General features: G+C 60.0%; 24 protein-coding genes and 1 pseudogene. 13 read left to right on the top strand and 12 right to left on the bottom strand.

From position 1 onward, the window contains the following. Window positions 1-2: 2 nt before the first annotated feature. Window positions 3-1,330 (top strand): annotated as a pseudogene (locus tag AC1Z24_RS03850) (bifunctional DedA family/phosphatase PAP2 family protein). On the opposite strand, the gene AC1Z24_RS03845 reads toward AC1Z24_RS03850, so the two are convergent. From AC1Z24_RS03845 to AC1Z24_RS03835, 3 genes are read right to left on the bottom strand one after another with little or no spacing between them, the layout of a single operon-like run. After that, a complete protein-coding gene (locus AC1Z24_RS03845; RefSeq protein WP_259104690.1) occupies window positions 1,321-1,920 on the bottom strand; it encodes an LON peptidase substrate-binding domain-containing protein in 600 nt (199 codons plus the stop codon). The pseudogene AC1Z24_RS03850 and the gene AC1Z24_RS03845 overlap by 10 nt on opposite strands. A 10-nt stretch (window positions 1,921-1,930) precedes the next feature. Then, a complete protein-coding gene (locus AC1Z24_RS03840; protein WP_483744608.1) occupies window positions 1,931-2,647 on the bottom strand; it encodes an LrgB family protein in 717 nt (238 codons plus the stop codon). Next, window positions 2,637-2,996, bottom strand: coding sequence for a CidA/LrgA family protein (locus AC1Z24_RS03835; RefSeq protein WP_483744607.1), 360 nt, complete (start codon window positions 2,994-2,996; stop codon window positions 2,637-2,639). The genes AC1Z24_RS03840 and AC1Z24_RS03835 overlap by 11 nt, the downstream gene beginning before the upstream one ends. A 179-nt stretch (window positions 2,997-3,175) precedes the next feature. On the opposite strand from AC1Z24_RS03835, the gene AC1Z24_RS03830 reads away from it, so the two are divergent. From AC1Z24_RS03830 to AC1Z24_RS03820, 3 genes are all read left to right on the top strand, one after another. After that, on the top strand, window positions 3,176-3,631 hold the full coding sequence (locus tag AC1Z24_RS03830; protein ID WP_483744606.1) for a MaoC family dehydratase: 456 nt from the start codon (window positions 3,176-3,178) through the stop codon (window positions 3,629-3,631). 128 nt (window positions 3,632-3,759) lie between these two features. After that, window positions 3,760-5,487, top strand: coding sequence for a C13 family peptidase (locus AC1Z24_RS03825; RefSeq protein ID WP_483744605.1), 1,728 nt, complete (start codon window positions 3,760-3,762; stop codon window positions 5,485-5,487). 34 nt (window positions 5,488-5,521) lie between these two features. Next, window positions 5,522-6,163: an oxidoreductase gene (locus AC1Z24_RS03820; protein ID WP_483744604.1), complete on the top strand. Its 642-nt coding sequence runs from the start codon at window positions 5,522-5,524 to the stop codon at window positions 6,161-6,163. Window positions 6,164-6,335: 172 nt separating this feature from the next. On the opposite strand, the gene AC1Z24_RS03815 is transcribed toward AC1Z24_RS03820, so the two are convergent. The 4 genes from AC1Z24_RS03815 to AC1Z24_RS03800 are packed head-to-tail and all read right to left on the bottom strand — an operon-like array spanning window position 6,336 to window position 10,568. Beyond that, window positions 6,336-6,620 (bottom strand): YceK/YidQ family lipoprotein, encoded by a 285-nt coding sequence (locus AC1Z24_RS03815; protein WP_483744603.1) that lies wholly within the window; start codon window positions 6,618-6,620, stop codon window positions 6,336-6,338. Continuing rightward, window positions 6,613-7,242 (bottom strand): flavin prenyltransferase UbiX, encoded by a 630-nt coding sequence (gene ubiX, locus AC1Z24_RS03810; protein WP_413301361.1) that lies wholly within the window; start codon window positions 7,240-7,242, stop codon window positions 6,613-6,615. The genes AC1Z24_RS03815 and ubiX overlap by 8 nt, the downstream gene beginning before the upstream one ends. 5 nt (window positions 7,243-7,247) lie before the next feature. Beyond that, window positions 7,248-8,597: a UDP-N-acetylmuramate:L-alanyl-gamma-D-glutamyl-meso-diaminopimelate ligase gene (gene mpl / locus AC1Z24_RS03805; protein WP_483744602.1), complete on the bottom strand. Its 1,350-nt coding sequence runs from the start codon at window positions 8,595-8,597 to the stop codon at window positions 7,248-7,250. A 57-nt stretch (window positions 8,598-8,654) separates the two neighbouring features. Further along, window positions 8,655-10,568, bottom strand: coding sequence for a sigma-54-dependent Fis family transcriptional regulator (locus AC1Z24_RS03800; RefSeq protein ID WP_483744601.1), 1,914 nt, complete (start codon window positions 10,566-10,568; stop codon window positions 8,655-8,657). Between the two features lie 316 nt (window positions 10,569-10,884). Here AC1Z24_RS03800 and exaC point away from each other — a divergent pair, with 316 nt between their 5' ends. From exaC to AC1Z24_RS03755, 9 genes are all read left to right on the top strand, one after another. Then, window positions 10,885-12,405: an acetaldehyde dehydrogenase ExaC gene (gene exaC, locus AC1Z24_RS03795; RefSeq protein ID WP_483744600.1), complete on the top strand. Its 1,521-nt coding sequence runs from the start codon at window positions 10,885-10,887 to the stop codon at window positions 12,403-12,405. Between the two features lie 326 nt (window positions 12,406-12,731). After that, window positions 12,732-14,126 (top strand): ethanolamine ammonia-lyase subunit EutB, encoded by a 1,395-nt coding sequence (locus AC1Z24_RS03790; protein ID WP_483744599.1) that lies wholly within the window; start codon window positions 12,732-12,734, stop codon window positions 14,124-14,126. Next, entirely contained in the window at window positions 14,123-14,950 is an 828-nt protein-coding gene (eutC, locus tag AC1Z24_RS03785; RefSeq protein WP_483744598.1) for an ethanolamine ammonia-lyase subunit EutC, read from the top strand. The genes AC1Z24_RS03790 and eutC overlap by 4 nt, the downstream gene beginning before the upstream one ends. A gap of 72 nt (window positions 14,951-15,022) precedes the next feature. Continuing rightward, window positions 15,023-15,478 (top strand): GNAT family N-acetyltransferase, encoded by a 456-nt coding sequence (locus AC1Z24_RS03780; protein WP_483744597.1) that lies wholly within the window; start codon window positions 15,023-15,025, stop codon window positions 15,476-15,478. A 271-nt stretch (window positions 15,479-15,749) separates the two neighbouring features. Continuing rightward, window positions 15,750-16,397, top strand: coding sequence for a DedA family protein (locus AC1Z24_RS03775; RefSeq protein WP_259104676.1), 648 nt, complete (start codon window positions 15,750-15,752; stop codon window positions 16,395-16,397). A gap of 3 nt (window positions 16,398-16,400) precedes the next feature. Continuing rightward, a complete protein-coding gene (locus tag AC1Z24_RS03770; RefSeq protein WP_483744596.1) occupies window positions 16,401-17,207 on the top strand; it encodes a M90 family metallopeptidase in 807 nt (268 codons plus the stop codon). Between the two features lie 108 nt (window positions 17,208-17,315). Next, window positions 17,316-17,843, top strand: a complete 528-nt coding sequence (ppa, locus tag AC1Z24_RS03765; RefSeq protein WP_259104673.1) for an inorganic diphosphatase — start codon at window positions 17,316-17,318, stop codon at window positions 17,841-17,843. Window positions 17,844-18,222: 379 nt separating this feature from the next. Next, on the top strand, window positions 18,223-18,957 hold the full coding sequence (locus tag AC1Z24_RS03760) for a LexA family transcriptional regulator (RefSeq protein ID WP_483744595.1): 735 nt from the start codon (window positions 18,223-18,225) through the stop codon (window positions 18,955-18,957). A 369-nt stretch (window positions 18,958-19,326) separates the two neighbouring features. Next, entirely contained in the window at window positions 19,327-20,559 is a 1,233-nt protein-coding gene (locus AC1Z24_RS03755) for a tyrosine-type recombinase/integrase (protein WP_483744594.1), read from the top strand. A 268-nt stretch (window positions 20,560-20,827) separates the two neighbouring features. Here AC1Z24_RS03755 and AC1Z24_RS03750 read toward each other — a convergent pair whose 3' ends face one another. The 5 genes from AC1Z24_RS03750 to AC1Z24_RS03730 form a co-directional block, all read right to left on the bottom strand. Further along, a complete protein-coding gene (locus AC1Z24_RS03750) occupies window positions 20,828-22,453 on the bottom strand; it encodes a methyl-accepting chemotaxis protein (protein ID WP_483744593.1) in 1,626 nt (541 codons plus the stop codon). 585 nt (window positions 22,454-23,038) lie between these two features. Next, entirely contained in the window at window positions 23,039-24,382 is a 1,344-nt protein-coding gene (locus AC1Z24_RS03745) for an ATP-binding protein (protein ID WP_483744592.1), read from the bottom strand. After that, window positions 24,358-25,023 carry a response regulator gene (locus AC1Z24_RS03740; protein WP_483744591.1) on the bottom strand — a complete coding sequence of 222 codons (666 nt, stop codon included), beginning with the start codon at window positions 25,021-25,023 and terminating at the stop codon, window positions 24,358-24,360. The genes AC1Z24_RS03745 and AC1Z24_RS03740 overlap by 25 nt, the downstream gene beginning before the upstream one ends. A gap of 30 nt (window positions 25,024-25,053) precedes the next feature. Next, on the bottom strand, window positions 25,054-25,497 hold the full coding sequence (locus AC1Z24_RS03735; RefSeq protein WP_483744590.1) for a hypothetical protein: 444 nt from the start codon (window positions 25,495-25,497) through the stop codon (window positions 25,054-25,056). 28 nt (window positions 25,498-25,525) lie between these two features. Next, window positions 25,526-26,290 carry a COG4705 family protein gene (locus tag AC1Z24_RS03730; RefSeq protein WP_483744589.1) on the bottom strand — a complete coding sequence of 255 codons (765 nt, stop codon included), beginning with the start codon at window positions 26,288-26,290 and terminating at the stop codon, window positions 25,526-25,528. Between the last annotated feature and the right edge of the window lie 246 nt (window positions 26,291-26,536).

Below are 26,536 nucleotides of genomic sequence, written 5' to 3'. Positions count from 1 at the left end.
CCATGGGGCCCTGGCTCGACAGCATCACCACCTGGCTGGCGGCCAACCCTTCGTGGCTATCCGTGGCGATTTTCCTGGTGTCCTTTACCGAATGCCTGCCATTGCCGGAATCATCGTGCCTGGCACCGTGGTGTTGTTCGCCGTGGCGGCGCTGGCGGGAAGTGGCGTGCTGCCATTGCAGGAAGTCCTGCTGCTGGGCTTCCTTGGCGGCCTGCTGGGTGACGGCGTGTCGTACTTTATCGGTCGCTATTTCCACCAGAACATCCGCCGCCTGCCCGGCCTGCGCCATCACCCGGAATGGATCGGAGGCGCCGAGACCTACTTCCAGCGTTATGGTATTGCCAGCCTGCTGGTCGGGCGTTTTATCGGCCCGCTGCGGCCCATGCTGCCGATGGTTGCGGGCATGTTCGACATGCCGTTGCCGCGCTTCATTGCCGTCAGTGTCGTGGCAGCAGCCGGCTGGTCAATGGTCTACCTGATTCCGGGCTGGGCTGCCGGGGCGGCGGTACGCCTGCCGCTGCCGGAGGGTTTCTGGCCCCAGACGGCAGTGGTCGCAGGCGGGCTGGCGGTGCTGCTGGGGTTGAGCATCCAGGCCAGCCTGCGCAATAAACGCTACGCCACGCCCTTGATTGCCCTGACCAGCCTGATTTTGCTGCTGGCGGTGTTTCTCGGCTGGCCGTACCTGCCGCAATTCGACCAGGGCCTGATGACTCTGGTGCAGGAACACCGCAGTGATGTCGCACAAACCTTCGTGGTGATCGTGACCCGCCTGGGCGATTTCAGGACCCAGTTCGCCGCCGGCGCCCTGCTGGTGGCGGCCCTGGCCATCGCCCGGCAGTGGCGCCATCTGCTGTTCGCCGCCGGCGCCACCGTCGGCGCGGCCCTATGCAACGGCGCGATGAAAATGCTCTTCGCCCGCGCCCGCCCGGAAGTCCTGCTCAACCCGCTGACCACCTACAGCATGCCCAGCGGCCACTCTTCAGCGGCATTCGCGCTGTTCATGAGCCTGGCGGTACTGGCCGGACGCGGCCAGCCGACCCGCCTGCGCCTGACCTGGCTGCTGCTGGGCTGCATTCCGGCCGCATCGATTGCCATGTCGCGGGTCTATCTGGGCGTACATTGGCCGACTGATGTGCTGGCGGGGATGCTGCTGGCGTTCTTCACCTGCGCTACCAGCCTGGCCATCGTCCAGCGCCATACCTCACTGCCGGCGATGCCCATCCGGGTCTGGTGGCTGGTCCTGCCGCTGCTATTGGCGTTGTTCGCCATCTGCGGCGCACTGGAACTGCCCCATGCCCTGGCGCGTTATCAATACGAGGCTCACGGCTGAAGATCACCCTGCATCTCGTCGAGCAGGTCCTGAATGGCGTCGAGGCGTTCTTCAGGATCATCGATACCCAACAGGTCAACCTTGTCGTTCTCGTTGAACGGCAGCAGATAAGCCAGTTGATTGCTCAGGGACTGCTGGCCGCTGGCATTGAGACCCATATTCAGGGCAGCAACCATGGGGTGTTCGGCCAGTGCAGTCAGCAACGCCAGCAGGTCGGCGTCTTCTTCCTGCAGTGGCTGTTCTGCGGGCTCTTCAAGCCACTGCACCTGAGCGATCAGTGACTTGTCGCGCTGCACCTCGGCGCTGTGCACGCGAAAACGTCGGCCGCCCATGACCCGGATACCCAGCAGGCCGTTGTCCTGCTGCTGAAAGTCCGTGACCAGGGCTTCACAACCGATCTGCGAGAAGCCGGCAGGCAGTTCGCCCACTTCGCTGCCCTCGGTGATGCAGACTACGCCGAACCCCTCGCCCTGCTTCATGCAGCGGCCGATCATGTCCAGATAGCGTGCCTCGAACAATTGCAGATCGAGCACGCACCCCGGAAACAACACAGCATTGAGTGGAAACAGCGGCAAAAGCGGCAGCGTCATATTCAAACCCTTAAACAAGCAGAGACACGGTCAATGGCAGGAACAGCGCCGTCGCCACGCCCATCAGGCTCATCGCCAGGGCGGCAAAGGCGCCACACTCCTCACCTTCCTGCAAGGCCACGGAAGTGCCCACCGCGTGAGCGGTCAGGCCCAGCGCCATACCCCGCGCGGCATGGCTGTGCACACCGGCCCAGGTCAACAAGGCCGGGCCGAATATCGCGCCGATCACGCCAGTAATCAAGACGAACACCGCCGCCAACGCCGCAACACCGCCCATCTGCTCGGCCACCAGCATGGCGATGGGTGACGTCACCGACTTGGGCGCCATGGTCATCAGGATCATGTGATTGGCCCCCAACAGCCAGCCAATCAGCAGGCACAGCCCTGTGGCAAACACCCCACCCACCACCAGCGTAGTCAAAATGGGCCAAAACAGCTGCCGAATGCGCCGCAGATTCAGATAGAGCGGCACCGCCAGGGCCACCGTCGCCGGGCCCAGCAGAATGCCGAGGATTTCCGTGCTCTTGCGGTATTCGGCGTAATCCAGCCCGCAGCTGACCAGCATGATGATCACCACCGACATCGAGGCCAACACCGGCTGGAAAAACACCCAACGGGTTTTCTCATAACAGGCCATGGCCAATTGATAAGCGCCCAGGGTCAGAGCGATACCGAACAAAGGATGGTGAATCACCGACGCCCAGGCGCCCTGCCAGTCAAGAGTCATGATGCTGCGTCCGGCGATCGATGAGTTTTTGCATAAGCCAGCCGACGAAGGTCAGGGAAATCACCAGGGACAGCACCAGCGAACCGGCGATGGCCCAGAAGTTTTCGGCGATGGCGGTGGCATAAATCATGATGCCCACCGCAGGCGGCACCAGCAGCAGCGGCAGATAACGCAGCAGGCTGCTTGCCGCGACGCTGACGGGCTCACTGACCTCGCCGCGCACCATCAGGTAGCCCAGCAGCAAGACCAGGCCAATGATCGGCCCCGGCAGAATCGACAAGAACAGGTGGTTCAGTGCAGTGCCCAGCAATTGGAACAGCACCAGCCAGGTCAGGCCCCGTAGCAGCATAAAAACAACTCCGACAAATTCGCGGCCCATTATAAGCACGCCTGCACACTGTCTATGGTTAGCCATTCGCATAGCCAAGCGACCTTGACCAACTGCCGTGCGCATGCTGATCTTGGGTATCGCCCGCAACCGTTGCGCGGGCGTTCCAATAAAAACAAACGCACCCCATGGAGAGATCAATGCCCTACGTACCTGCAGCAGCGCTCAAGGACTATATCGGCAAGGAACTGGGATGTTCCGACTGGCTGACCATCGATCAGGAACGCATCAACCTGTTTGCCGAGGCCACTGGCGACCATCAGTTCATCCACGTCGACCCGGTCAAGGCGGCACAGACACCCTTTGGCGGCACCATCGCTCACGGTTTTCTGTCGCTGTCGCTGATTCCGCAACTGATGGAGAACCTGCTGGTTCTGCCCGAAGGTCTGAAAATGGTGGTCAATTACGGCCTGGACAGCGTGCGCTTCATCCAACCGGTGAAAGTCGACTCGCGCGTTCGTCTAAAAGTCGAACTGACCGAAGTCACAGAGAAAAAGCCCGGCCAATGGCTGCTCAAAGCCACTACAACACTGGAAATCGAAGGCCAGGACAAGCCTGCGTTCATTGCCGAACCCCTGTCGCTGTGCTTCGTGTAACACCCTTAAAACACGAAACAGTCGGTTCTGACTGTTTCGTCCCTCTTCCCCGCTGCGGCATACTCCCCTCCGGCTGTGATTGAGCGATTGGCTCGATCACGCCTGAATCACATTTTTCGGGACCCGACATGCGCGCGCTTGCTCCACTCGCTCTGACCCTTCTGATTGCTGCCTGTGGCAATGGCGAACCGCTATCACCGCCTGACGCACGCCTGCCCGACGGCGGCCGCTATCGCGGTGACGTGGTCAATGGCCTGCTGCAAGGCAAGGGCCGGGTCGACTACCCCAACGGCAGCTGGTATGCCGGGCAGTTCCAGAATGGCCAGTGGCATGGCCAGGGCGAGTGGCACGCGAGCAACGGTGACATTTACAAAGGCGGCTTCCTCAACGGCCTGTTCGACGGCCAGGGCACCCTGACCACCGGCACCGGCAGCTATGTCGGCGGCTTCAAGCAGGGTCGCCGCGATGGTGAAGGCACCCTCAAGGAACGTGGCCTGACCTACCGGGGCGCGTTCAAGGCCGACCAGTACGACGGCCTCGGTCGCCTCGAGTTGGAAGACGGCAGCCAGTATCAAGGCGTATTCGCCCACGGCAAGCCCAACGGCGAAGGTCAGCGCAGCGACGGCAGCGGCAATCAGTTCAGCGGCAAATTCGTCAACGGCCAGTTGGAAGGCAACGGTAACTTCAACAGCGCCGATGGCGACCAGTACGCTGGCGGCTTCCACAACAACCAGCTCAATGGCAAAGGCCGTTACGAAAACAGTGACGGCGACGTCTGGGTCGGCCAGTTCAAGGACGGCGCACTCAATGGCAAGGGCGAGCTGATCGGCGCCGATGGCAGCCACTACGTCGGCCAGTTCAACAACTGGCGTTATTCCGGCGAAGGCCGCCTGCAACTGGCCGATGGCAGCCTTTATATCGGCGAGTTCGACGACGATGCCTACGACGGCCAGGGCGTGCTGGTCGGCGCTGACGGCAGCGTTCAGGGCGGCACCTGGGCCAACGGTCAGCGCGTGCGCGACGGCCTGGGCAAATTGCTACCCGACCCGCTGGAAGAAGGCATCCTGGCCCAGGGCCCGCTACTGGAAAAAGCCCTGGCCGCCGTGCCGGTGTCCACTCCGGCAGTCGAGCTGTACAGCCTGGTCGTCGGTGGCGACGGCAAGCAGAGCGTGTTCATGCGCGAAGCAGACTACGTCAATAACCTGCTGGCCTCGCGCTTCGGCGCTACCGGCCAGATCACCCTGGTCAATCATCGCGATCACATGGGCGACCGGCCCATGGCGACCCGCGAGAACATCAGCCGCGCCATCCAGACCCTGGCCATGCGCACCGGTCCGGAAGACCTGGTGTTCATTTATCTGACCAGCCACGGCACCCACGATCACCAACTGGTCCTCGACCAGCCGCGCCTGGAACTGGCCGACCTGCCTGCCGACGACCTCGCCGCAGTCATGGCCCCGCTGAAAAACCGCGACAAAGTCGTCGTGATCTCGGCCTGCTACTCCGGCGGTTTCATTCCAGCCCTCAAAGACGAACGCACCGCCGTGATCACCGCCTCCCGGGCCGACCGCGTGTCCTTCGGCTGCTCCGAGGAAGCGGACTTCACTTACTTTGGCGACGCACTATTCGCCAAGGCGCTGGTCGAAACAGATGACCTGCAACAAGCGTTCAATGAAGCCAGGGCCGAAGTGGCCAAGCGCGAGATCGCTGACAACTTTGAAGCGTCCGAACCGCAGATCTGGGCGCCCAAAGGGGTCATCGCGCACTGGCAGCTGCTGCGCAAAACCCAGGCGGAACGGGCCCTGAACACAACGACAATGGTGCGCAAGGAAGCGAAAACCACCGCAAGTCACTAAGGCGCCTAAGCTGTAACGATCAAGGAGAAAGTTTATGTACTTGACCCCGCAATACATTTTGCTCGCAGGGGCCACCGGCCTGACCGGTGAACATCTGCTCGATCGCTTGCTCAGTGAACCTACGGTCAGCCGTGTATTGGCGCCGACCCGCAGACCACTGGCCGAACATCAGCACCTGGAAAACCCGGTCGGCGAACTGGCCAGTCTGCTGCCTGAGTTGCACGGTCAGGTCGATATCGCCTTCTGCTGCCTGGGCAGCACCATCAAACAAGCGGGCTCGCAGGAAGCCTTTCGCGCCATCGACCTGGATCTGGTCGTGGCCTTTGGCAAACGCGCTCGCGAACTCGGCGCGCGGCACCTGCTGGTGACCAGCGCGGTGAACGCCGACCCTGAATCCAGCGTGTTCTACAGCCAGGTCAAGGGCGAGATGGAAAAAGCCCTCGAAGCCCAGGACTGGCCGCAACTGACCATCGCCCGCCCCTCGCTGCTGGTCGGCAATCGCACGGAAACCCGCTGGGCCGAGCAACTGGCCGCACCTATCGCCAAGCTGATCCCCGGCAAATACGGCGCCATCGAAGCCTGCCATTTGGCCCGGGCGCTGTGGCGACTGGCGTTGGAAGAACAGGAAGGAGTAAGGGTTGTCGAGTCGGATGAGTTGCGCAGGTTGGGGAAATAGCGTCGTCGCGCTACACCATTTGAATTGGAATGACTTGTGGGAGCAGGCTTGCCTGCGAAAGGGCCAGTTCAGCCTGCACATTTTTCTCGGTACTGATCGCCTTCGCAAGCAAGCTTGCTCCCACGGGAGTCTGCTGAGCGATAGCGCGGTGTCAGGGACGCCGGGAAAGCTCCTACAATCCCCCACTCGCCTGAAACCCCACCCCCAACACCGTCAGCACCGACAACGGCAGCAGCAAGGTATCAAGCAAGGCACTGCCAGGCAGATCCAGAGCCGGGTAGCGTGGCGCCTCAGTGCCAAAACGGTCCTTGGCGCAGCATCCGCCCTGCATCGCATACAGGTCCAGGCGCGTCCCCGAGTACACCACCGGCGCACCGGGTTTTGCGGCGTCCAGCGTACTGACGCTGGCGCAGCCCGCCGTCATCAGCATCAGCGCAGCCAGCAGCAGCCTATTCATCGGTGCCGAAATGACGCTCGCCCCAGCGCGGCAGCATGTCCTGGGGAATATTCAGCAGGTTGAGTACCCGGGCGACGACGAAATCGATCAAGTCGTCGATGGTTTGCGGCTGATGATAGAAGCCAGGCGATGCCGGCAGAATCACCGCGCCCATATTCGACAGCTTGAGCATGTTCTCCAGATGAATACTGGAATACGGCGCCTCGCGCGGTACCAGAATCAACTGGCGACGCTCCTTGAGGGTGACATCCGCCGCGCGCTCGATCAGGTTATTGCAGGCGCCCGTGGCAATCGCCGACAGGGTGCCAGTAGAACAGGGCACCACCACCATGGCCGCAGGCGAACCGGAACCGGAGGCCACCGGCGACATCCAGTCATCGCGGCCATACACGCGAATCTGCCCCGGCGCGGCGCCCGTGTACTCGGTGAGAAAGGCTTGCATCATGCTCGACTTGGGCGGCAGGCGCACATCGGTCTCGGTCGCCATGACCAGTTGCGCCGCCTTGGAGATCAGGAAGTGCACTTCGCGATCTTCCCGCACCAGGCAGTCGAGCAGGCGCAGACCGTACTGCGCCCCCGAGGCGCCGGTCATGGCCAGGGTGATGCGCTCGGGACCGTTCATGCCGATCATTGCAGTGCCTCGGCCAGTTTGCCGTGCAGGCCGCCGAAGCCGCCGTTGCTCATGATCACCACGTGGGTGCCCGGCTGGGCCTGGCTTTTCACCAAGGCAATAATGGCTTCGAGGGAATCACAGACCAGCGCAGGCACTGAACACAATGCCGCCGTGGCGCCCAGATCCCAGCCCAGATTGGCCGGGGAATACCAGACCACCTGATCAGCCTGCTGCACGCTTTCCGGCAAGCCATCGCGGTGAGCGCCGAGCTTCATGGAGTTGGAGCGCGGTTCGATGATCGCAATCAATGGCGCATCGCCGATCTTCTTGCGCAAACCGTCCAGCGTCGTCGCGATAGCCGTCGGGTGGTGGGCGAAGTCGTCATAAATAGTGATGCCGCGCACCTCGGCGACCTTTTCCATACGGCGTTTAACGCTCTTGAAGGCGCTCAGGGCTTCGATGCCAAGGGCCGCCACAACACCGACATGCCGCGCCGCCGCCAGGGTCGCCAGGGCGTTGGCAACGTTATGCTGGCCGGTCATGTCCCACTCGACCATGCCCTGTACCTGGCCGTCGAACAGCACTTCGAAACGCGAGCCGTCTTCACTGAGCAGGCGCGCCTGCCACTGACCGCCCTGGCCGGTGGTCTGTACTGGCGTCCAGCAGCCCATTTGAATGACGCGGGCCAGAGCAGGCTCGGTGGTCGGATGAATCACCAGGCCTTCGCTCGGGATAGTCCGTACCAAATGATGGAATTGCCGCTCGATCGCCGGAAGATCCGGGAAGATGTCGGCATGATCGAACTCAAGATTATTGAGAATCGCGGTGCGTGGGCGGTAGTGGACGAACTTGGAACGCTTGTCGAAGAAGGCGCTGTCGTACTCGTCGGCCTCGACCACGAAGAAGGGTGTGCCACCCAGACGCGCTGAGACCGCAAAGTTCTGCGGCACACCGCCGATCAGGAAGCCCGGGCTCATGCCCGCATGCTCCAATACCCAGGCCAGCATGCTGCTGGTGGTGGTCTTGCCGTGGGTACCGGCGACGGCCAGGACCCAGCGCCCTTGCAGAACATGATCCGCCAGCCACTGCGGGCCGGAAACATAAGGCAGGCCCTTGTTCAGCACGTACTCGACTGCCGGGTTGCCACGGGACAAAGCATTGCCAATGACCACCAGATCCGGTGCCGGATCGAGTTGGGCGGCATCGTAGCCTTGGGTCAGCTCAATGCCTTGCGCCTGCAACTGAGTGCTCATAGGCGGATAGACGTTGGCGTCGGAGCCGGTGACTTTATGGCCCAACTCTTTGGCGAGCACCGCCAGCGAACCCATGAACGTGCCGCAAATACCGAGGATATGAATATGCATGACCAACCCCTGAAAACATGGGCGCAGGTTAGCAGAAATCGCTCCCCGATCGTCGCCTCAGCGCTCGATGCCGTGCTTGCGCAGCTTGCGGTACAAGGTATTGCGGCTGATCCCCAGTTGCTGGGCGCAATGGCTCATGTGCCAGCGCTGGCTCTCCAGTATCGCGAGCAATGCGCTGCGCTCGGCCTCCTCCAGAGGGCGGTCAGTCACTGCCGCGCATGGCGTAGCGACACTGCCGTTGCGGATAGTGGCGGGCAGATCATCCAGACCGATACGGCCGTCCTCGCTCAAGGCCGTCAAGGTACGCAACACTGTGCGTAACTGGCGGACATTACCCGGCCAGTTGAATGCCAACAGAGCTTGCCGCGCCGAGTCATCGAGGCTGACCACCTGCCCGCCCGCCTCCTGGGCCAACAGGAAATCGAGCAGACCGGACTTGTCACTGCGCTCGCGCAACGGCGGCAAAGCGACTTCCAGGCCATTGAGACGGTAATAAAGGTCTTCGCGGAAACTGCCATCGCCGACCCGCTCCAACAGATTGCGGTGAGTCGCGCTGATGATCCGCACATCCACCGCCTGAGCCTCGCCGCCGATGGGCACCACCATGCGCTCCTCCAGCACCCGCAGCAGGCGGGTCTGCAAGGCCAGTGGCATATCGCCGATCTCGTCAAGAAACAACGTGCCACCATCGGCCTGCTGCAACTTGCCGCGCATGCCTTCCTTGCGCGCGCCGGTAAAACTTCCGCCGCGATAACCGAACAGCTCGCTTTCGATCAGGCTTTCCGGGATGGCCGCACAGTTGAGCGCGACGAAGGGTTTGTCGCTGCGCAGACTGGCCTGATGCACGGCCTTGGCGAATGCTTCCTTGCCGGAACCGGTTTCGCCATTGACCAACAAGGGCACGTCACGCTCAAACACCCGCAACGAACGGCGAAACGCCGTTTGCAGGGCGGCGTCTTCCAGGCAGATGCCGATTGGAACACGCACCGGGACCAACGCAGGTTTTGCCAGAGTCGGCGCATAAGCCGCCGGCGCAGTGGCGGCCGGAGCGCGCAGGGAGGCGAAAAAACCACGACCATCGCGGGTACGCAAAGCCCAGCAGGCCAGGGCCTCGGCACTGGCGCGAGACAGCAGTTGATCCAGCGAACAGTCGAAATAGCGCTCCACCGACTGCCCCAGCATATGGCTGCGACCCAAACCGAGCAGGTTGATCGCACTCTGGTTCAGCGCGGTAATCCGTCCTTCGCCGTCAAACGCCAGCAAGCCCTCGCTGAACAGCCCAACGGACTCGGCCTGAACATGGAAACGCAGCAGCCACTGATCATCGCAATGGCTGAGGAAATAACTGCTTTCAATCACCTTGGCCGACAGATTGACCAGGGCCATGGTGTGAAACTGGCTCTGCCGGGAAACATCCTGGCGCGCCGACGACACATCCAGCACCGCCAACAGATCGCCATGAGGATCGAACACCGGGCTCGCCGAGCAGGTCAGCCCGGTATGACGGCCGCGAAAGTGCTCGTCCCGATGAATGGTCAGGGACTGGCGCTCGACCAGGCAGGTGCCGATGCCATTGGTGCCCTCGCAGGCCTCGCTCCAGTCGGCGCCCAGCCACAGCCCGGCGCGTTCGAAAATACTGCGCTCGGCAGGCGCGGTGACACAATTGAGGATCACCCCACGGGCATCGGTGAGCAGCACCGCATGGCCGCCGGACAACTGCTGATGCAGGCTGGTCATCTCGCCACCGGCTATTTGCAGGACCTGATGCAGGCGCCCGCGACTTTCCAGCACGCGCTCATGTTCAAGCACGGTGGGCGCATTGGCGTGGGCGGGGTCCAGGTGATAGTCCTCCAGGCAACGCAGCCAGGAGCGGGCAATCGAAGGATCGCTGCCGGGGCCGGTCACATGGGCCTTGCCCTCGGCGACCGTGAGGACTTGCTGGGCATGGCGGGTCAGATGATTGCTGTGCACTTTTTATTATTCTCCGAAGGAGTTGCCGCCCAGCATCCTCCTCGGCGCCGCGCATTGCAATGCGCGCTGACCGGCGAGTCACAGGCTGTGCCAGCAACGGTACAAAGTGTCACTCATAGCTGTGTCAGGCTCGCGACAACGCTGTTCATACGCCGCCACGACAGTGGATAAACCCCCTGAAAACATGGCCTTTCCCGGCAGTGGCCCGGCCTTTGCTCTACGCTTTGGCAAGCGCAAATTGCGCGTAGACGTACCGTAGCTCGAAGCTACCCCCGTAAAGCTATCCCCTTAAAAACAAGAACCAGGAGATATCAACATGCGTTATGCCCACCCCGGCACCGAAGGCTCGCTCGTGACCTTCAAGACCCAGTACGGCAACTACATCGGCGGCGAATTCGTAGCGCCAGTCAAAGGCCAGTACTTCGAGAACACCTCTCCGGTCAACGGCAAGCTGATTGCGCAATTTCCTCGCTCCACTGCCGAAGACGTCGAAAAAGCCCTTGATGCCGCCCATGCCGCAGCCGAAGCCTGGGGCCAGACCTCTGTGCAGGCGCGTTCGCTGGTCCTGCTGAAAATCGCCGACCGCATCGAAGCCAATCTGGAACTGCTGGCCATCACCGAAACCTGGGACAACGGCAAGGCCGTGCGTGAGACCCTCAACGCCGACATCCCCTTGGCCGTTGACCATTTCCGCTACTTCGCTGGCGTATTGCGTGCCCAGGAAGGCAGCGCTGCAGAAATCGACGGCAACACTGTGGCCTATCACATCCACGAACCACTGGGCGTGGTCGGCCAGATCATCCCGTGGAACTTCCCGCTGCTGATGGCCGCCTGGAAACTCGCACCGGCCCTGGCTGCCGGTAACTGCATCGTGCTCAAGCCAGCCGAGCAGACCCCGCTGGGCATCAGCGTGTTGATGGAACTGATCGGCGACCTGCTGCCGCCGGGCGTGCTCAATGTCGTGCAAGGTTACGGCCGTGAAGCCGGCGAAGCCCTGGCCAGCAGCAAGCGCATCGCCAAGATCGCCTTCACCGGCTCGACCCCGGTTGGCTCGCACATCATGAAACTGGCGGCGGAAAACATCATCCCGTCCACCGTGGAACTGGGCGGCAAATCGCCGAACATCTTCTTCGAAGACATCATGAACGCTGAACCCGAGTTCATCGAGAAAGCCGCAGAAGGCGTGGTACTGGCCTTCTTCAACCAGGGTGAGGTCTGCACCTGCCCGTCCCGCGCACTGGTTCAGGAATCCATCTATCCGCAGTTCATGGAAGCGGTGATGAAGAAGGTTCTGAAAATCAAACGCGGCGACCCGCTGGATACCGACACCATGGTCGGTGCCCAGGCCTCGCAGCAACAGTTCGACAAAATTCTCTCCTACCTGGAAATCGCCCAGGGCGAAGGCGCCGAGCTGCTGACCGGCGGCAAGGTCGAGAAACTGGAAGGTGACTTGTCCACCGGCTACTACATCCAGCCGACGCTGCTCAAAGGCAACAACAAGATGCGCGTCTTCCAGGAAGAAATCTTCGGCCCGGTGGTCAGCGTCACCACCTTCAAGGACGAAGCCGAAGCCGTGGCCATCGCCAACGACACCGAGTTCGGTCTGGGTGCCGGCCTGTGGACCCGCGACATCAACCGCGCCTACCGCGTCGGCCGCGCCATCAAGGCCGGTCGCGTGTGGACCAACTGCTACCACCTGTACCCGGCACACGCCGCGTTCGGTGGCTACAAGAAGTCCGGCGTTGGTCGCGAAACCCACAAGATCGCGCTCGAACATTACCAACAGACCAAAAACCTGCTGGTGAGCTACGACACCAATCCGCTGGGCTTCTTCTGATAAGTCCTGTTGTTTGAAACCAATGGCTCCTGCGGGGGCCATTGTCATTCCTGACGCTGGCCCTGTGGGAGCGAGGCTTGCCCGCGAAAGGGGCAGTACATTCAATAGATTTCTGTGAGTCGAAAATAGCCTTCGCGGGCAAGCCTCGCTCCCACAGGACTGGCGCACCAACACGGAGCGTCGGTGCCTCATTCACCGCCCTGAATCATTCGATTCATCACCGCCTGCCCCACAATTGGCGCCCCACGCTTTGATGGAGTATTAATTGCTTACCCTTGTCCAAAGACCAGGCCCCGCCTCACCGCAGGCCGTCATGGAGAATCTGTATGGCAAGCTTTTCCCATTCTGTCGGCGCCCAGACCTACCGCTTTGACAGCCTAAGGCAGGTCATGGCCAAGGCCAGCCCGGTGCGTTCCGGGGACATGCTGGCCGGGGTTGCCGCCAGTAATGATGGCGAACGGGTCGCGGCGCAGATGACCCTGGCCAATATCCCGCTCAAGCATTTCCTCGAAGAAGCGCTGATTCCCTACGAAAGCGACGAAGTCACCCGCCTGATCATCGACAGCCACGACGCCGTCGCCTTTGCCCCGGTCAGCCACCTGACTGTCGGCGGCTTTCGTGACTGGCTGCTCAGCGATGCCGCCGACGAACACAGCCTGCGCGCCCTGGCGCCTGGCCTGACCCCGGAAATGGCCGCTGCCGTGTCGAAGATCATGCGCGTACAGGACCTGATCCTGGTGTCGCAGAAAATCCGCGTCATTACCCGCTTTCGCAACACTATCGGCCTGCGCGGCCGCCTGTCGACGCGTCTGCAACCCAACCACCCGACCGACGACCCTTCCGGCATCGCCGCGAGCATTCTCGACGGCCTGCTGTACGGCAATGGCGATGCCATGATCGGCATCAACCCAGCCACCGACAGCACCTCATCCATCGTCGCCCTGCTGGAGATGGTCGACGCGATCATCCAGCGCTACGACATTCCGACGCAATCCTGCGTGCTGACCCACGTCACCACCTCCATCGAAGTGATCAACCGTGGCGTGCCAGTGGATTTGGTGTTCCAGTCCATCACCGGCACCGAGGCGGCCAACACCAGTTTCGGCATCAACCTCAAGCTGCTGCAGGAAGGCTACGATGCTGGCCTGAGCCTCAATCGCGGCAACCTGGGGCAGAACCTGATGTATTTCGAGACTGGCCAAGGCAGCGCGCTATCGGCCAACGCCCACCACGGCCTTGATCAACAGACTTGCGAGGCCCGGGCCTACGGTGTCGCCCGGCATTTCAAACCCTTTCTGGTCAACACCGTGGTCGGTTTTATCGGCCCGGAATACCTGTACAACGGCAAACAGATCATCCGCGCCGGGCTCGAAGATCATTTCTGCGGCAAGCTGCTCGGCGTGCCCATGGGCTGTGACATCTGCTACACCAACCACGCCGAAGCCGATCAGGACGACATGGACACCCTGCTGACCCTGCTGGGTGTGGCCGGGATCAACTTCATCATGGGCATTCCCGGCTCCGACGACATCATGCTCAATTACCAGACCACTTCGTTCCACGACGCCCTCTACGCCCGGCAGACTCTCGGCCTGCGCCCGGCGCCGGAGTACGAAGCCTGGCTGGAACGCATGGGCATCTTCACCCAGGCGGATGGTCAGGTACGCTTCGGCGACAGCCTGCCACCGGCCTTCCGCCACGCCCTGGCGCATCTGGCATGAGCGGGCGCGACGTGAACCCGCCCAATCCCTGGCTGGAACTGCGCCGCCTGACCCCGGCGCGTATCGCCCTGGGCCGCACCGGCACCAGCCTGCCGACCCAGGCGCAGCTGGACTTCCAGCTCGCCCACGCCCTGGCCCGGGATGCCGTGCATCTGCCCTTCGATCACACAGGCCTGCGCAAGCAACTGGCCGTCAAGAGCCGCGACAGCCTGCTACTGCACAGCGCCGCCAGCGACCGCGACACCTATCTGCAACGCCCGGACCTCGGCCGTCGCCTCAATGATGCCTCGGCCGAACAATTACGCGAATACGCCCAGGCCCATCCAGGTGGTGTCGATCTGGCTATCGTCGTCGCTGACGGCCTGTCCTCCCTGGCCGTACACAATCACAGCCTGCCATTTCTCTCGCGCCTGGAAGAGCAGGCGCAGGCCGAAGGCTGGTCGTTGTCGCCGGTGATCATGGTCGAACAGGGCCGAGTCGCCGTCGCCGATGAAATCGGCGAACTGCTCGGTGCGAAAATGGTGGTCATCCTGATTGGCGAACGTCCCGGCCTCAGTTCCCCGGATAGCCTGGGCCTGTATTTCACCTATGCTCCAAAAATCGGCCTGACCGATGCCAGCCGCAACTGCATTTCCAATGTGCGCCTGGAAGGCCTGAGTTATGCCATGGCGGCACATCGCTTGCTTTATCTGATGCGTGAGGCCTGTCGCCGTCAACTCTCCGGCGTGCACCTCAAGGATGAAGCGCAACTGCAAACACTGGACACCGACACACCCGCCAATGGCAGTAATGATAATTTCCTGCTCGCGGCGCCATCGGATTAAGCATTAGATTGCGCTTTCTAAAGCCATTGGGCAGCATCGCGCAAACGCCCACAGAGAAGTTGAGGCCCCACCATGCGGATCATTCAAGCCACGCTCGACCATCTGGACTTGCTGACCCCCCTGTTCGTCAAATACCGCGAGTTTTATGGCGAGCTGCCCTACCCTGATTCTTCACGCAGCTTCCTGGAAAAACGCCTGCGCCGGGAAGAGTCAGTGATCTATCTGGCCCTGCCGGACGATGACGACAGCAAGCTGCTGGGCTTTTGCCAGCTCTATCCCAGCTATTCCTCACTGTCGCTCAAGCGCGTGTGGATCCTCAACGACATTTACGTCGCCGAAGACGCCCGCCGCCAATTGGTCGCCGACCACCTGATGAAACAGGCCAAGAAAATGGCCAAGGAATCCCATGCCGTGCGCATGCGGGTGTCCACCAGCAGCAACAACGAAGTAGCACAAAAGGTCTATGAATCGATTGGCTTCAAAGAAGACACTCAGTTCAAGAACTATGTGTTGCCGATCAACGAATGACGCTGCTCTTTAAATGGGAATGCGTTTTTTGCTGCTCGTACAGAACCAATGTGGGACCGGCTTTAGCCGGGAAAGCGTGGGCAGGATCGATATATTTTCATCGCCTGCCATACCACCTTCCCGGCTAAAGCCGGCCCCACAAAAATCTCACATCCCATTACGCAATTGCCGACAACCTCTTCACATCGTCTCCCTCTATAATGTCGCCCACTTCTCAGTAGTACTTCTTCAGCGCACGGCCCGGTATGGGCTATCGACACAGGTGCCCCCCATGGATTTCAACCCTTTAGACCTTATCCTGCATCTCGACGTTTACCTCGATATGCTCGTCAATCAATACGGCACCTGGGTCTACGCGATCCTGTTTCTGGTGATCTTCTGCGAGACAGGCCTGGTCGTGACGCCCTTCCTGCCCGGCGACTCCCTGCTGTTTATCGCCGGCGCTGTTGCAGCCGGCGGCGGCATGGACCCGATAGTACTTGCAGGCCTGCTGATGCTCGCGGCGGTCCTGGGTGACAGCACCAACTACATCATCGGCCGCACCGCCGGGGAAAAACTGTTCAGCAACCCCGACTCGAAAATCTTGCGCCGTGACTACCTGACCCGCACCCACGAGTTCTACGACCGCCACGGCGGCAAGACCGTGACCCTGGCGCGCTTCCTGCCGATCATCCGCACCTTCGCGCCATTCGTCGCCGGTGTCGGGCGCATGTCCTACCCGCGGTTCCTCGGTTTCAGCGTCCTGGGTTCGATCCTCTGGGTCGGCGGTCTGGTCACCCTGGGCTACTTCTTTGGCAATATCCCGTTCATCAAGAAAAACCTGACCTTCATGGTCCTGGGCATCATTCTCATCTCGCTGCTGCCGATGATCATCGGCTTCGTCCGCAGCCGCATGTCCCGCACCGCCGACGCCCGCTAAGGCATGTGGTCGCTGCGCGACTGGCGGCGACGACGCACGCTGGCCAAACATCCCGTTGCCCCGCAAGTGTGGCAACGAGTGCGCCAACGCCTGCCGATCCTCGACGGCCTGAGCGCCGAACAGGACGGCTGGCTGCGCGACAACAGCGTGCTGTTCCTTCTCGCCAAACAACTCACTGCCCTGCCCGGCGTTGAACTGGACGACGAGCAGCGCCTGTTTCTCGCTGCCCAGGCGCAACTGCCGCTGCTCAACCTTGGTGATCTCAACTGGTATCAGGGCTTTCATGAGATCGTCCTGTACCCGGACGACTTCCTCAGTCCCCAGCGCCATCGCGACACCAGCGGCATCGAACACGAGTGGGATGGCGAGCACAGCGGCGAAGCCTGGCTGCAAGGTCCTGTGATTCTGGCCTGGCCGGGTGTGCTCAGCAGCGGCGGCTGGGACGGCTATAACCTGGTGATCCACGAACTGGCGCACAAGCTCGACATGCTCAACGGTGACGCCAACGGCCTGCCGCCGCTGCACCGCGACATGCGCACCAGCGACTGGGCCAACGCCATGCAAAGCGCCTACGACGACCTCAACCGCCAGCTTGATCACGACCCCGATTGCGAAACCGCCATCGACCCCTACGCCGCAGAAAACCCCGCCGAATTCTTCGCCGTGACCAGCGAATACTTCTTCAGCGCCCCCGACCTGCTTATGACCGCTTATCCAAAGGTCTACGCGCAACTGAGCGCCTTCTATCGCCAGGACACCCTGGCCCGCCTGAACGCACTGCCCCGCAACGCCGACGCTACCAACGTCTAGGGACTAACGTCGCGCATGGCAACGCCCGTGGAATATGCCTATAATCCGGCCCACTTTTTGGCTTAATCAGCCGAAACCTGTCTGGTCAAACTAAGGGGGCAATGCCCAATGAGCTACAGCAAGATTCCGGCTGGTAAAGACCTGCCGAACGACATCTACGTCGCGATCGAAATTCCGGCCAACCACGCGCCGATCAAATACGAAATCGACAAAGAATCCGATTGCCTGTTCGTTGATCGCTTCATGGCCACCCCGATGTTCTATCCGGCCAACTACGGCTTCATCCCCAACACCCTGGCCGACGACGGCGACCCCCTCGACGTGCTGGTCGTGACCCCTTACCCGGTTACTCCAGGTTCGGTGATCCGCGCCCGTCCGGTCGGCATTCTGAACATGACTGACGATGGCGGCGGCGATGCCAAAGTCATCGCAGTACCGCACGACAAACTGTCGCAACTGTATGTCGATGTCAAAGAGTACACCGACCTGCCGCCACTGCTGCTGGAGCAGATCAAGCACTTCTTCGAGAACTACAAAGACCTCGAAAAAGGCAAATGGGTGAAGATCGACGGTTGGGGCAACGCTGACGCAGCTCGCGCCGAGATCATGAAATCGGTAGCCGCCTACAAAGGCTGATACCTGCTGCAAACCCTCGGAGCCGCTCGCCATGAGCGCTCCGAAGGTGCTGCCCCTCCTGCACTCCTCCCTCTCTGCTCTCCCGTCCGGCCCCAAACCGCGCTTTTGTATTACCTGCAAAATGGAAACAATGCACTTTCAATAAACAACTGTTGAAACTTGCAGCGTGACAACACGCGCCTTAAACATCGCGTGACAGGCAGAAAATACGACGCCTTATAAAATTCAATTATTTACCACCTGCGAGATAATTACAGAAGTTTCCTACAACTAAGTAAAAACCCTGTAGTCCATTGCATCGAACTGCAACTTGATGCCTCGCACATTTGAACGCCATGTTTATTTAAACAGGGCAAAGAGCCTCGTAAACTCCCACCCCATGAATACATCAGGTGATCGACTACGTGCCCTCCTGCGGGAGTGCCATCTCTCTGCAACGGACTTCGCCGCCAACCGCAAGGTCACGCCGCAACACGTGAACAATTGGTTCAAGCGCGGCATTCCATTGGCTCGTCTGGACGAGGTGGCTGAACTACTGACCGTCAACGCTCGCTGGCTGAAAACCGGAGAAGGCCCCAAGCATCCCAGCGAATCCGCCAACGAAAACAACGGCGGCGACAACGCGCACCTGCACCATCAAGGCCGAGGCCTGATGCGCGGTGACGCGGAAATACCGCTCTATAAAGAACGCGCCCCCAACCACGAACGCCAACCGGACGAAGAGGTGATAGTGCCCGTCCCCGGCAAAAAAATCCGCTTGCCGCAATACATCCTGCAAGCCATGAACATCGACATGGCCAACACTTTCTGCGTACCCATGACCGGCCGCAACATGGCCGACAAGATCCAGGATGGCTCCCTGATCGGCATCGACCGCAGCCAGACCCACCTCATCGACGGCGAAATGTACGCCGTGGAACACAGCGGCATGCTGCGCATCGCCTACCTCTACCGCCGTCCCGCTGGCGGCCTGCGCCTGCGCAGCCACAACCACCCCGAATACCCCGACGAATACCTCAATGCCAAGCAACTGGAGCAACAACAACTGCGCATCATCGGCTGGGTGTTCTGGTGGTCCACCTTCAACCGCCGACAGGAAGCACCCTTCCCCTGACCTGTAACATTTGCGCACTGTCCATTAACGACAAACACCAGTATCATCCGCGCCACGTTTTACGCAGCCGCCACCCACACGGCGACGGCCGCGACAACGGGCTCGGTGATACACCGACCCCGTCCAGACAACGCCCTTTCAGGGCACCCTTTGCAGGCGATTGCGGTTTACCAAAAATATTCCAAGATTGCCCACGAGAAGCCGGCCACAAGCCGGCTTTTTAATGCGCCACGGAAATCCACCAAGGTCCACGAACCCTATGAATTACGGGGCTCTAGACGTATTATCAGTCTATGGAGATCCATGGACGACCAGTGAAATCCGCGTCCAAAGTGTGGGTCAAGGTGTGGGTCGGCTGAGAGGTGCGGTGTGGGCAAGCTAACGAGCAAGACAGTGGAGTCACTGGCCAAAGCCGCAGAGCCTGGGAAGACCAACGACGGCGATGGGCTCTACTTCCAGGTATCAAAAAGCGGCGCCTCGAGCTGGATCTTTCGCTATAAACTTGAAGGTCGAAGCCGTGAAATGGGACTGGGTCCTTTCCCTACTGTGCCCCTCAGCCAGGCCCGCCAACTAGCTGCGGACCACCGCAAAGTCCTCAATACCGGCGTCGACCCACTATCCGCCCGCGACGCGCAGAGAGAAGCGAAACGCGAAGCTGAACGACAGGCCTCCGCGCGCAGCGTTACGTTCAAAGATTTGGCAACCCAGCACCAAGAGGCACATGGCGCCGGCTGGTCAGACAAATGGCGTAAAGGCTGGCTGCGCAAACTTGAACTGTATGCCTTCCCCACCATTGGCCAACTCTCGGCTGATGCCATCCAGACCGACCACGTCCTCAAGGTGTTGCGCACTATCTGGGCAACCAAGACCCGTACTGCCGATGAAGTGCGCGGCCAGATAGAACAAATATTGGACGCTGCCAAAGCTCGCCGTTTGCGAGAGGGAGACAACCCGGCCCGCTGGCGCGGACACCTGGATAATCTGTTGAGCAAAGCAGAAAAGAAAAAGGCCCGGCAGCGCCAGCATTTCCCGGCGATGCATTGGCGCGACCTGCCGCCGTTGATGAGCACGCTAGCGGGGATACCCAGCCGCGACGCTGTGGCCGCCCGCCTGCTCATTCTGACTGGCGCTAGATCTCACATGGTTCGCTTTGCCCAATGGTCCGAGTTTGATCTGGATAAGGCGATCTGGACGCTTCCTGGGGAGCGCATGAAGATGAAGAAGCCGTTCAGTATTCCTCTTCCCCTTGAAACAGCAGGAATGCTGAAAAGCATAGATCGCACCGACTCGGCTTATCTATTCCCTGGGCAAGGGAAGAGCGGCGTTATTCACGCCAATGCCGTACGCACGCTGCTGCATAAGCTCGGGCATGCCGACATTACTCGGCATGGCTTTCGCTCTACCTTTCGGGATTGGGCGAATGAGTGCACTCAGTATCCGCGAGAGCTGTGTGAGCTGGCACTTGCTCATGATGAGCGGGATCAGACGGAAGCGGCGTATTCGCGGTCAGACTTTTTAGAGAAACGTCGGGCATTGATGGCTGACTGGGCCGCGTTCTGTGTAAATGCTGCGGATTTACCGATTGAGAAACCCCAGTTCTAGCTTGCCGAGCTTTCAATGGCGGATCCGCGAGCATCGGGCGTGAGCCAAGCATCAATAAGAACTCTCCCAATCGGCAGCTATCGGCCGATTCTGTTGAAAAAGTAGATCTCCTGCCTGGCCTGCGGCAAAATCAGGTCATCGGCCATCCGGCCCATACATTTCATGACAGACGACGGGACAGTTATGGCTATGCCATAAGTCATTAATATGAATTCGCGTCGCCAGTGCATTGGCGACGGCAGGTCCAGCCGCGTGTGCGTTTCAAAAATCAGGTTTTGAAGCGCAAGACCAGCTCATTGAGGTTTACGGCAAGGCGCGATAGCTCATTACTGGCGTTCAAGGTCTGTCGAGTACCTTCACTGCTTTCAATTGCCAGATCCCGAATGCTGATCAAGCTGCGATCAACGTCCCGCGCCACATGGGCCTGCTCTTCTGATGCCGTGGCGATTTGCAGATTTCGGTCATTGATTTCGAGTACGGAATCGTTGATCTGCTGCAGAGACGCGCCAGCCTGCTCTGCCGTTTGGCGAGTGCTGTAAACCTCTGATGTACTTTTTTGCATAGATTCCACCGCCGCTGACGAGCCTGCCTGGATCGTCGCAATCATTTGCTCGATTTCCTGCGTCGAGGTTTGCGTGCGATGTGCCAGTGCTCGTACTTCATCAGCGACGACGGCAAACCCGCGTCCCTGCTCGCCTGCTCGGGCGGCCTCGATAGCGGCGTTCAACGCCAGAAGATTGGTCTGCTCGGCGATTGAGCGGATGACGCTGAGCACTTTGCTGATGTCCTGTGCCTGGCTGGCCAGCGCTTGCACCTGGCCCGAAGAAACTTCTACCAGACCAGTAAGGCTCCGCATCGCAGTCAAGGTTTCTGCTACTCGTTTGTTACCGAGCTCCGCCGACACGCTGGATTGTTTTGCCGCTTCTGACGTAGAGGTGGCATTACGGGCAACCTCTTCAACCGCAGCGCTCATCTCGTTTACGGCCGTGGCCGCCTGTTCGATTTCACTATTCTGTTTTTGAAGGGTGCGATCCGCACTTTCGGTGATGGATGTCATTTCTACTGCGGCGGTGCTGAGCTGATCGGACGCCCCGGAAATTTCCCTGATGGTGCTACGCAGATTGCTGAGCATCTTATTAAGCGCCTGCATAAGGCGAGAAGCCTCATCTGTTCCTGTGACTTCGAGCTGGCGAGTCAGATCACCCGTCGCAATGTCTTCTGCCAGTTTTAATGAAGCGCTCATTGGCGCCACAATACTTCGAGTGAAGGCAATCGCCAAAAATACCGTTAGCGCGGAGGCTATCGCAAGGACCGCAATTAGAATATTGACACTGTGATCATAAACACCTCCGGCCTCGACGCCCGATTTTACTGCCTCGTTGGCATTTTGTTCCCGCATCACGTTAAGTTTTTCCTGGTAGGCAGTAGCTCTCTTTGCTTGCTCGGTATTAGAAAAGGCGACAGCTTTGGTTCTGTCTGATGTATCAAGTTCAAGTAGTTTATTGAGACCGTCTATATAGTCATTCATCGCCGCATTTGCTTGTCCAAACTGAGCTAGGTCTTGCTCCCCTGAAATTAAGTGAGTTCGGTAGTACTCGCTTCGAGCTTTGAGTGTTTGTATGGCATCCTTGATCTGTGCCTCTGCAACCCTATGGCTCTCAGGGTCTGTGCTATTGAGCATCCGGACGCTTTCCAGGCGCGCATGCAGCAGGGCGATCTGGACATCGTCGAGGACCTGAATGCTGGGAAGCGAGTTAGTCTCAATATCCTGCTCGGCGCTCCTGAGGTGCAGGATCTGGACATAGGAAAAGGCACCCAGGCCGATCAGCAAGGTGGTGATAACACCGAAACAGAGAGCTGCTCTAGGGGCAAGGTTGATTGATCTAAGGTTCATGAGGGCCTCCAGCGGCCAAATTCGTAGTCGAAGCTGAAGTCCATTTCAATCTATAGCTGCCTGTTAAAACTATAAATCATTAATCCAAAACCGCTAGTCTTATTTGGTATTAAACGTTTGGCATAGTTTGGGTTTTTTCTTGGCGTCAGAAAATCCTGCATACCATGGTTGCTGTTTTTTGTTTCAATTCCTGTTCAGCTTAGGTTCAATTTTCTTTTTTCAAGAAGCCCGTAATATGCTAGATGCTGTGAAGTGCAGAGACTGCTTTATCCTGACTCTATTCAACTGTAATTGGGCTCCGAGACAGTGCCTGTTTGGCTGTTGTTACACAGTTTTTAGGTGTGAGATTGAATCACTGCAGGGGCCGTTTGTGACTTGGCGTCGGATGAAAAGCTGTCCACACCCCTAACGTCCGAGGAACCGTCTTAACCTGACGTCATCTCATGATTTCATGAGGGAGGTTTGGTTGACCTAACATCGTGTCCGGGATCAGTTGATGTTCAGATAGCCATCAGAATGTATCGTCTAGCTGCACGCCAGGCAGTGTTCCCAGCCGAACAGCGCATCCAGCAGATAGTGCTTGTCTCAGCCGATAGGCAAACATACTGACACGCACAATCCGCCCTTTACCCCTGCTTCGCCCAGGCTGACCGTGGCGCCCGTGCGTTCAGCTATCGCCTTGACGATGGACAAACCAAGCCCCGAACCGATTTCATGGCCGCTCAGGCAGCGATAGAACGGGTCGAACACCCGCTCACGCTCTTCGGCCGCAATACCGGGGCCGGTGTCCCGAACTTCGATCAGCGCCATGCCGCGCTCGGTCTTCACCGATAAATCCACCTGCCCACCCTCCGGGGTGTAGCGGATGGCGTTATCGACCAGGTTTTTCAGCAGCGCGATCAGATCGACTTCATCCATCAGTATCCGCGCATCCTCTTCGCCCTCTACGCCAATATCGATCTGGCGGACTTCGGCCAAGGGCAACAAATCTTCCAGTACCCGACGAAACGCTGCCTGAACCGACAGTGGCGCACTCTGCTGGCTGGGGGCCGACTGAGCCCTGGCCAAGGTCAGCAATTGATCGATCAGGTTGCGCCCGCGCTCGATACCCCGACGCAACGGCAGCAGGCGCTCGTGGGCGGCGGCGGGCAGCTCCACAGCAGCCAGACGCTCGGCCTGCAAGGACAGCGCCGTCAGCGGTGAGCGCAGCTCGTGGGCAGCATCGGCGACAAAGCGGCGCTGGGTCTCCATGGACTGGGCCACGCGTTCGAGCAGGCGGTTGATCGCCACGACAAAGGGGCGGATTTCCACGGGCAGGTGGCTTTCGTCGATGGGGTGCAGCTCCTGTTCGGCGCGCTGATCGATTTCCGCCGACACCACGGCAATGGGGCGGAACAATTTGCGCACCAGGTCGCCAACAACCAGCAACAGCACCGGAAACAGGATCAGAAAGGGCAGCAGACTGCGCCAGGCGCTCTCACGGGCGTCCTTGTCGCGGGCGCCGACCTCTTGGGCCACGGCGATACGCTCGCCATGGGCAGTGGTCCTGACCAACACTCGATAGGGCTCACCGGCCACCTGCAAGGTCGAAATGCCGTCGGCCAGGGTGGTCGGCAACGGCAGGGGCGTGTCGCTATCGCTGCCCGGCACGGCGCGAACGCCATCGGCCAGGTACTGAACCGTGACCCGCGACTCTTCGTCGTCGCCTGGGGTGGGTTGGTGGTCGGGGTAGGTCAGGGTCATGTGTTGGCGATCGAACAGGATGGCCACCTGACGCAGGTTTTCGTCCTGCATTTCGTGGGCTTCATCGAAGGCCGAAGCAAAGGCGAACACACCGGCCGCGAGGGCGACAATCAGGATGGCCAGCGACAGCATGACGGATAAGCGCAGTTGCACCGATTCCCTCAGGCGCTTTTTGAAACCATCCATCCGACACCTCTGACGTTCTTGATGACCTGGGTGCCGAGTTTGCGCCGTAGCGCATGGATCAGAAATTCCACGGCATTGCTTTCTACTTCGTTGCCCCAGCCATAGATGCGGTCTTCCAGGTCGCTGCGCGAGAGAATCGCCCCCGGCCGGATCAGCAGGGCCTGCAACAGGGCGAATTCGCGATTGGAGAGTTGAACACTGGGAAATTCGGCGGTGGATGCTTCTTTGCTGGCAGGGTCCAGGGAGACCACGCCATTACCCAGCAAGGGTGCGGCATTGCCGCCCTTACGCCGCAGCACCGCGCGCATGCGAGCCAGCAGCTCAGCCATTTCGAAGGGTTTGAGCAGGTAATCGTCGGCGCCGCCATCCAGACCGCGCAGACGTTCATCGAGGCTGTCCCGGGCGGTGATAATCAGTAAGGGCACCGGGTTGTTGTTTGCGCGGATGGTGCTCAACACCGCCTGGCCATCCTTGCCAGGCAGACCGAGGTCCAACAGCACCAAGTCATAGTGCTGGGTGTCGAGCGCGGCGAGGGCGAGCACGCCGTCGCGGACCCAGTCGGCCGCGTAGCCGGCGTCGCGCAGAGCCCCCTGAATGGCTTCGCCAATCATTGGGTCATCCTCGACGAGCAATATCCGCATGCTTCCTCCTCGGTTACCGATAGGCAGGTATTATTTCTTGCCTTGCAGCGTATCAAAAACTTTCATCAGGTCCGCCATGGCGGCCTTGCAGTCAGACTCATTGGGGCTGCTGGCGCGCAGGGCCGAGAGAGACCGGTCGATGGCCTTGTCGAGCAGGTGCCAGTCGCTGGCGGCACGGGGCTTGATACCGGCTTCGGCGGAGTCCCAGGTTGTTTCGAGATCCTTGATGCGGTTTTTTGCTTTCGGCAGCTCATTTTTGCTGACCAGGTCGCTGACATCGGCGGCGATACTGCGAAAAGCCGAGAGGTCACCCAGTTTCGAGGCAGCGGCATTCTGCCCGTCAGCCTGCAGCACTATCGCACCCGATGCTTCCTTGGGTTTGTCCGCAGGTTTCGAGCAGCCGGTGGCGATGCTCAGCAGGAAAATGGCGGAAACGATGGCGGCGTGACGGACAGCATTTTTAAAGTAGCGCATAAGGGTTCCTTGATTGCGTTGGTAAAAGTTATTCAGCGAGGTATTTACGGGAGATGACGCCGAACTGGGCGACGGTCACCAGAATGAAAATGACGCAGAAGAAAATGGCACTGGTCCAGGTGGCGCCCATACCGAGGCCGCCGTAGGTCTTGGCCTGGGTCAACAGGTCACCGAAGGAAGCGCCGAATGGGCGGGTCAAGATGTAGCCGATCCAGAAGGTCAGCACCGCATTGCCGCCCAGACGCCAGGCGACGAGGGTGGCGGCCAGCAGCGCGGCGAAAATCAGCATGCCAAGGGTAAAGCCCAGGCCCAGCGCTTCAGTGGCGAGATCGCCAGCGGCGGTGCCGAGGGCAAAGGTGCAGAGCACCGTGGCCCAATAGAACATTTCCCGCCGGGGCGTGACGATGTCATGGATGGACAGGGTGCCTTCCACTCGATACCAGACGAAGAAAATGGCCGCCAACACCACGGAGAACACGGCGGTACTGGTGTACAGGCTGACATCCAGCATGTCGGTGAGTACGTCCGTGATCTGGGTGCCGACGATGCTCACCAGCACCACGGTGAGCCAGTAGATCCAAGGAGTGTAGGCTTTTGCACGCATCTGGCCGAACAGCGCAATGGCCAGCAGGACCGCCATGCCGATCGTGGTGACGCCTGCGCCAAGACCGGCATCGACAGCAAGAAAGTCTGCCGCCGTCTCGCCCACGGTCGTGGACATAATCTTGATCACCCAGAAGGCCAGGGTGACCTCAGGGACCTTGTTTAGCCAACCGGCCATTGTCGGGTTCATTGTCGATAGTCCCTCCAGGACAGCGCTTCAAGTGGCGCAAGGGAGAGACTACGCAGGGAAACTTAGGTGGGACTGAGGGCCAGAAAACTCCCGCGTAGCACACCCAAACCCCATGGGACCGGCTTTAGGATCGAAGTCGTAGATCATGCATGGTCTTGGGTGTCGAGAATTATGTTGCTGTAAAGCCAGACGTAAGCACGAAGAGTTCTTCCGCGCGGAGCCAGCATATGTATCTGCTTTTCATCG

This window comes from Pseudomonas sp. JL23, from assembly GCF_056933585.1.
The sequence above is the reverse complement of the archived record's forward strand: the minus strand, read 5'-3'. Positions and strand labels throughout refer to the sequence as shown.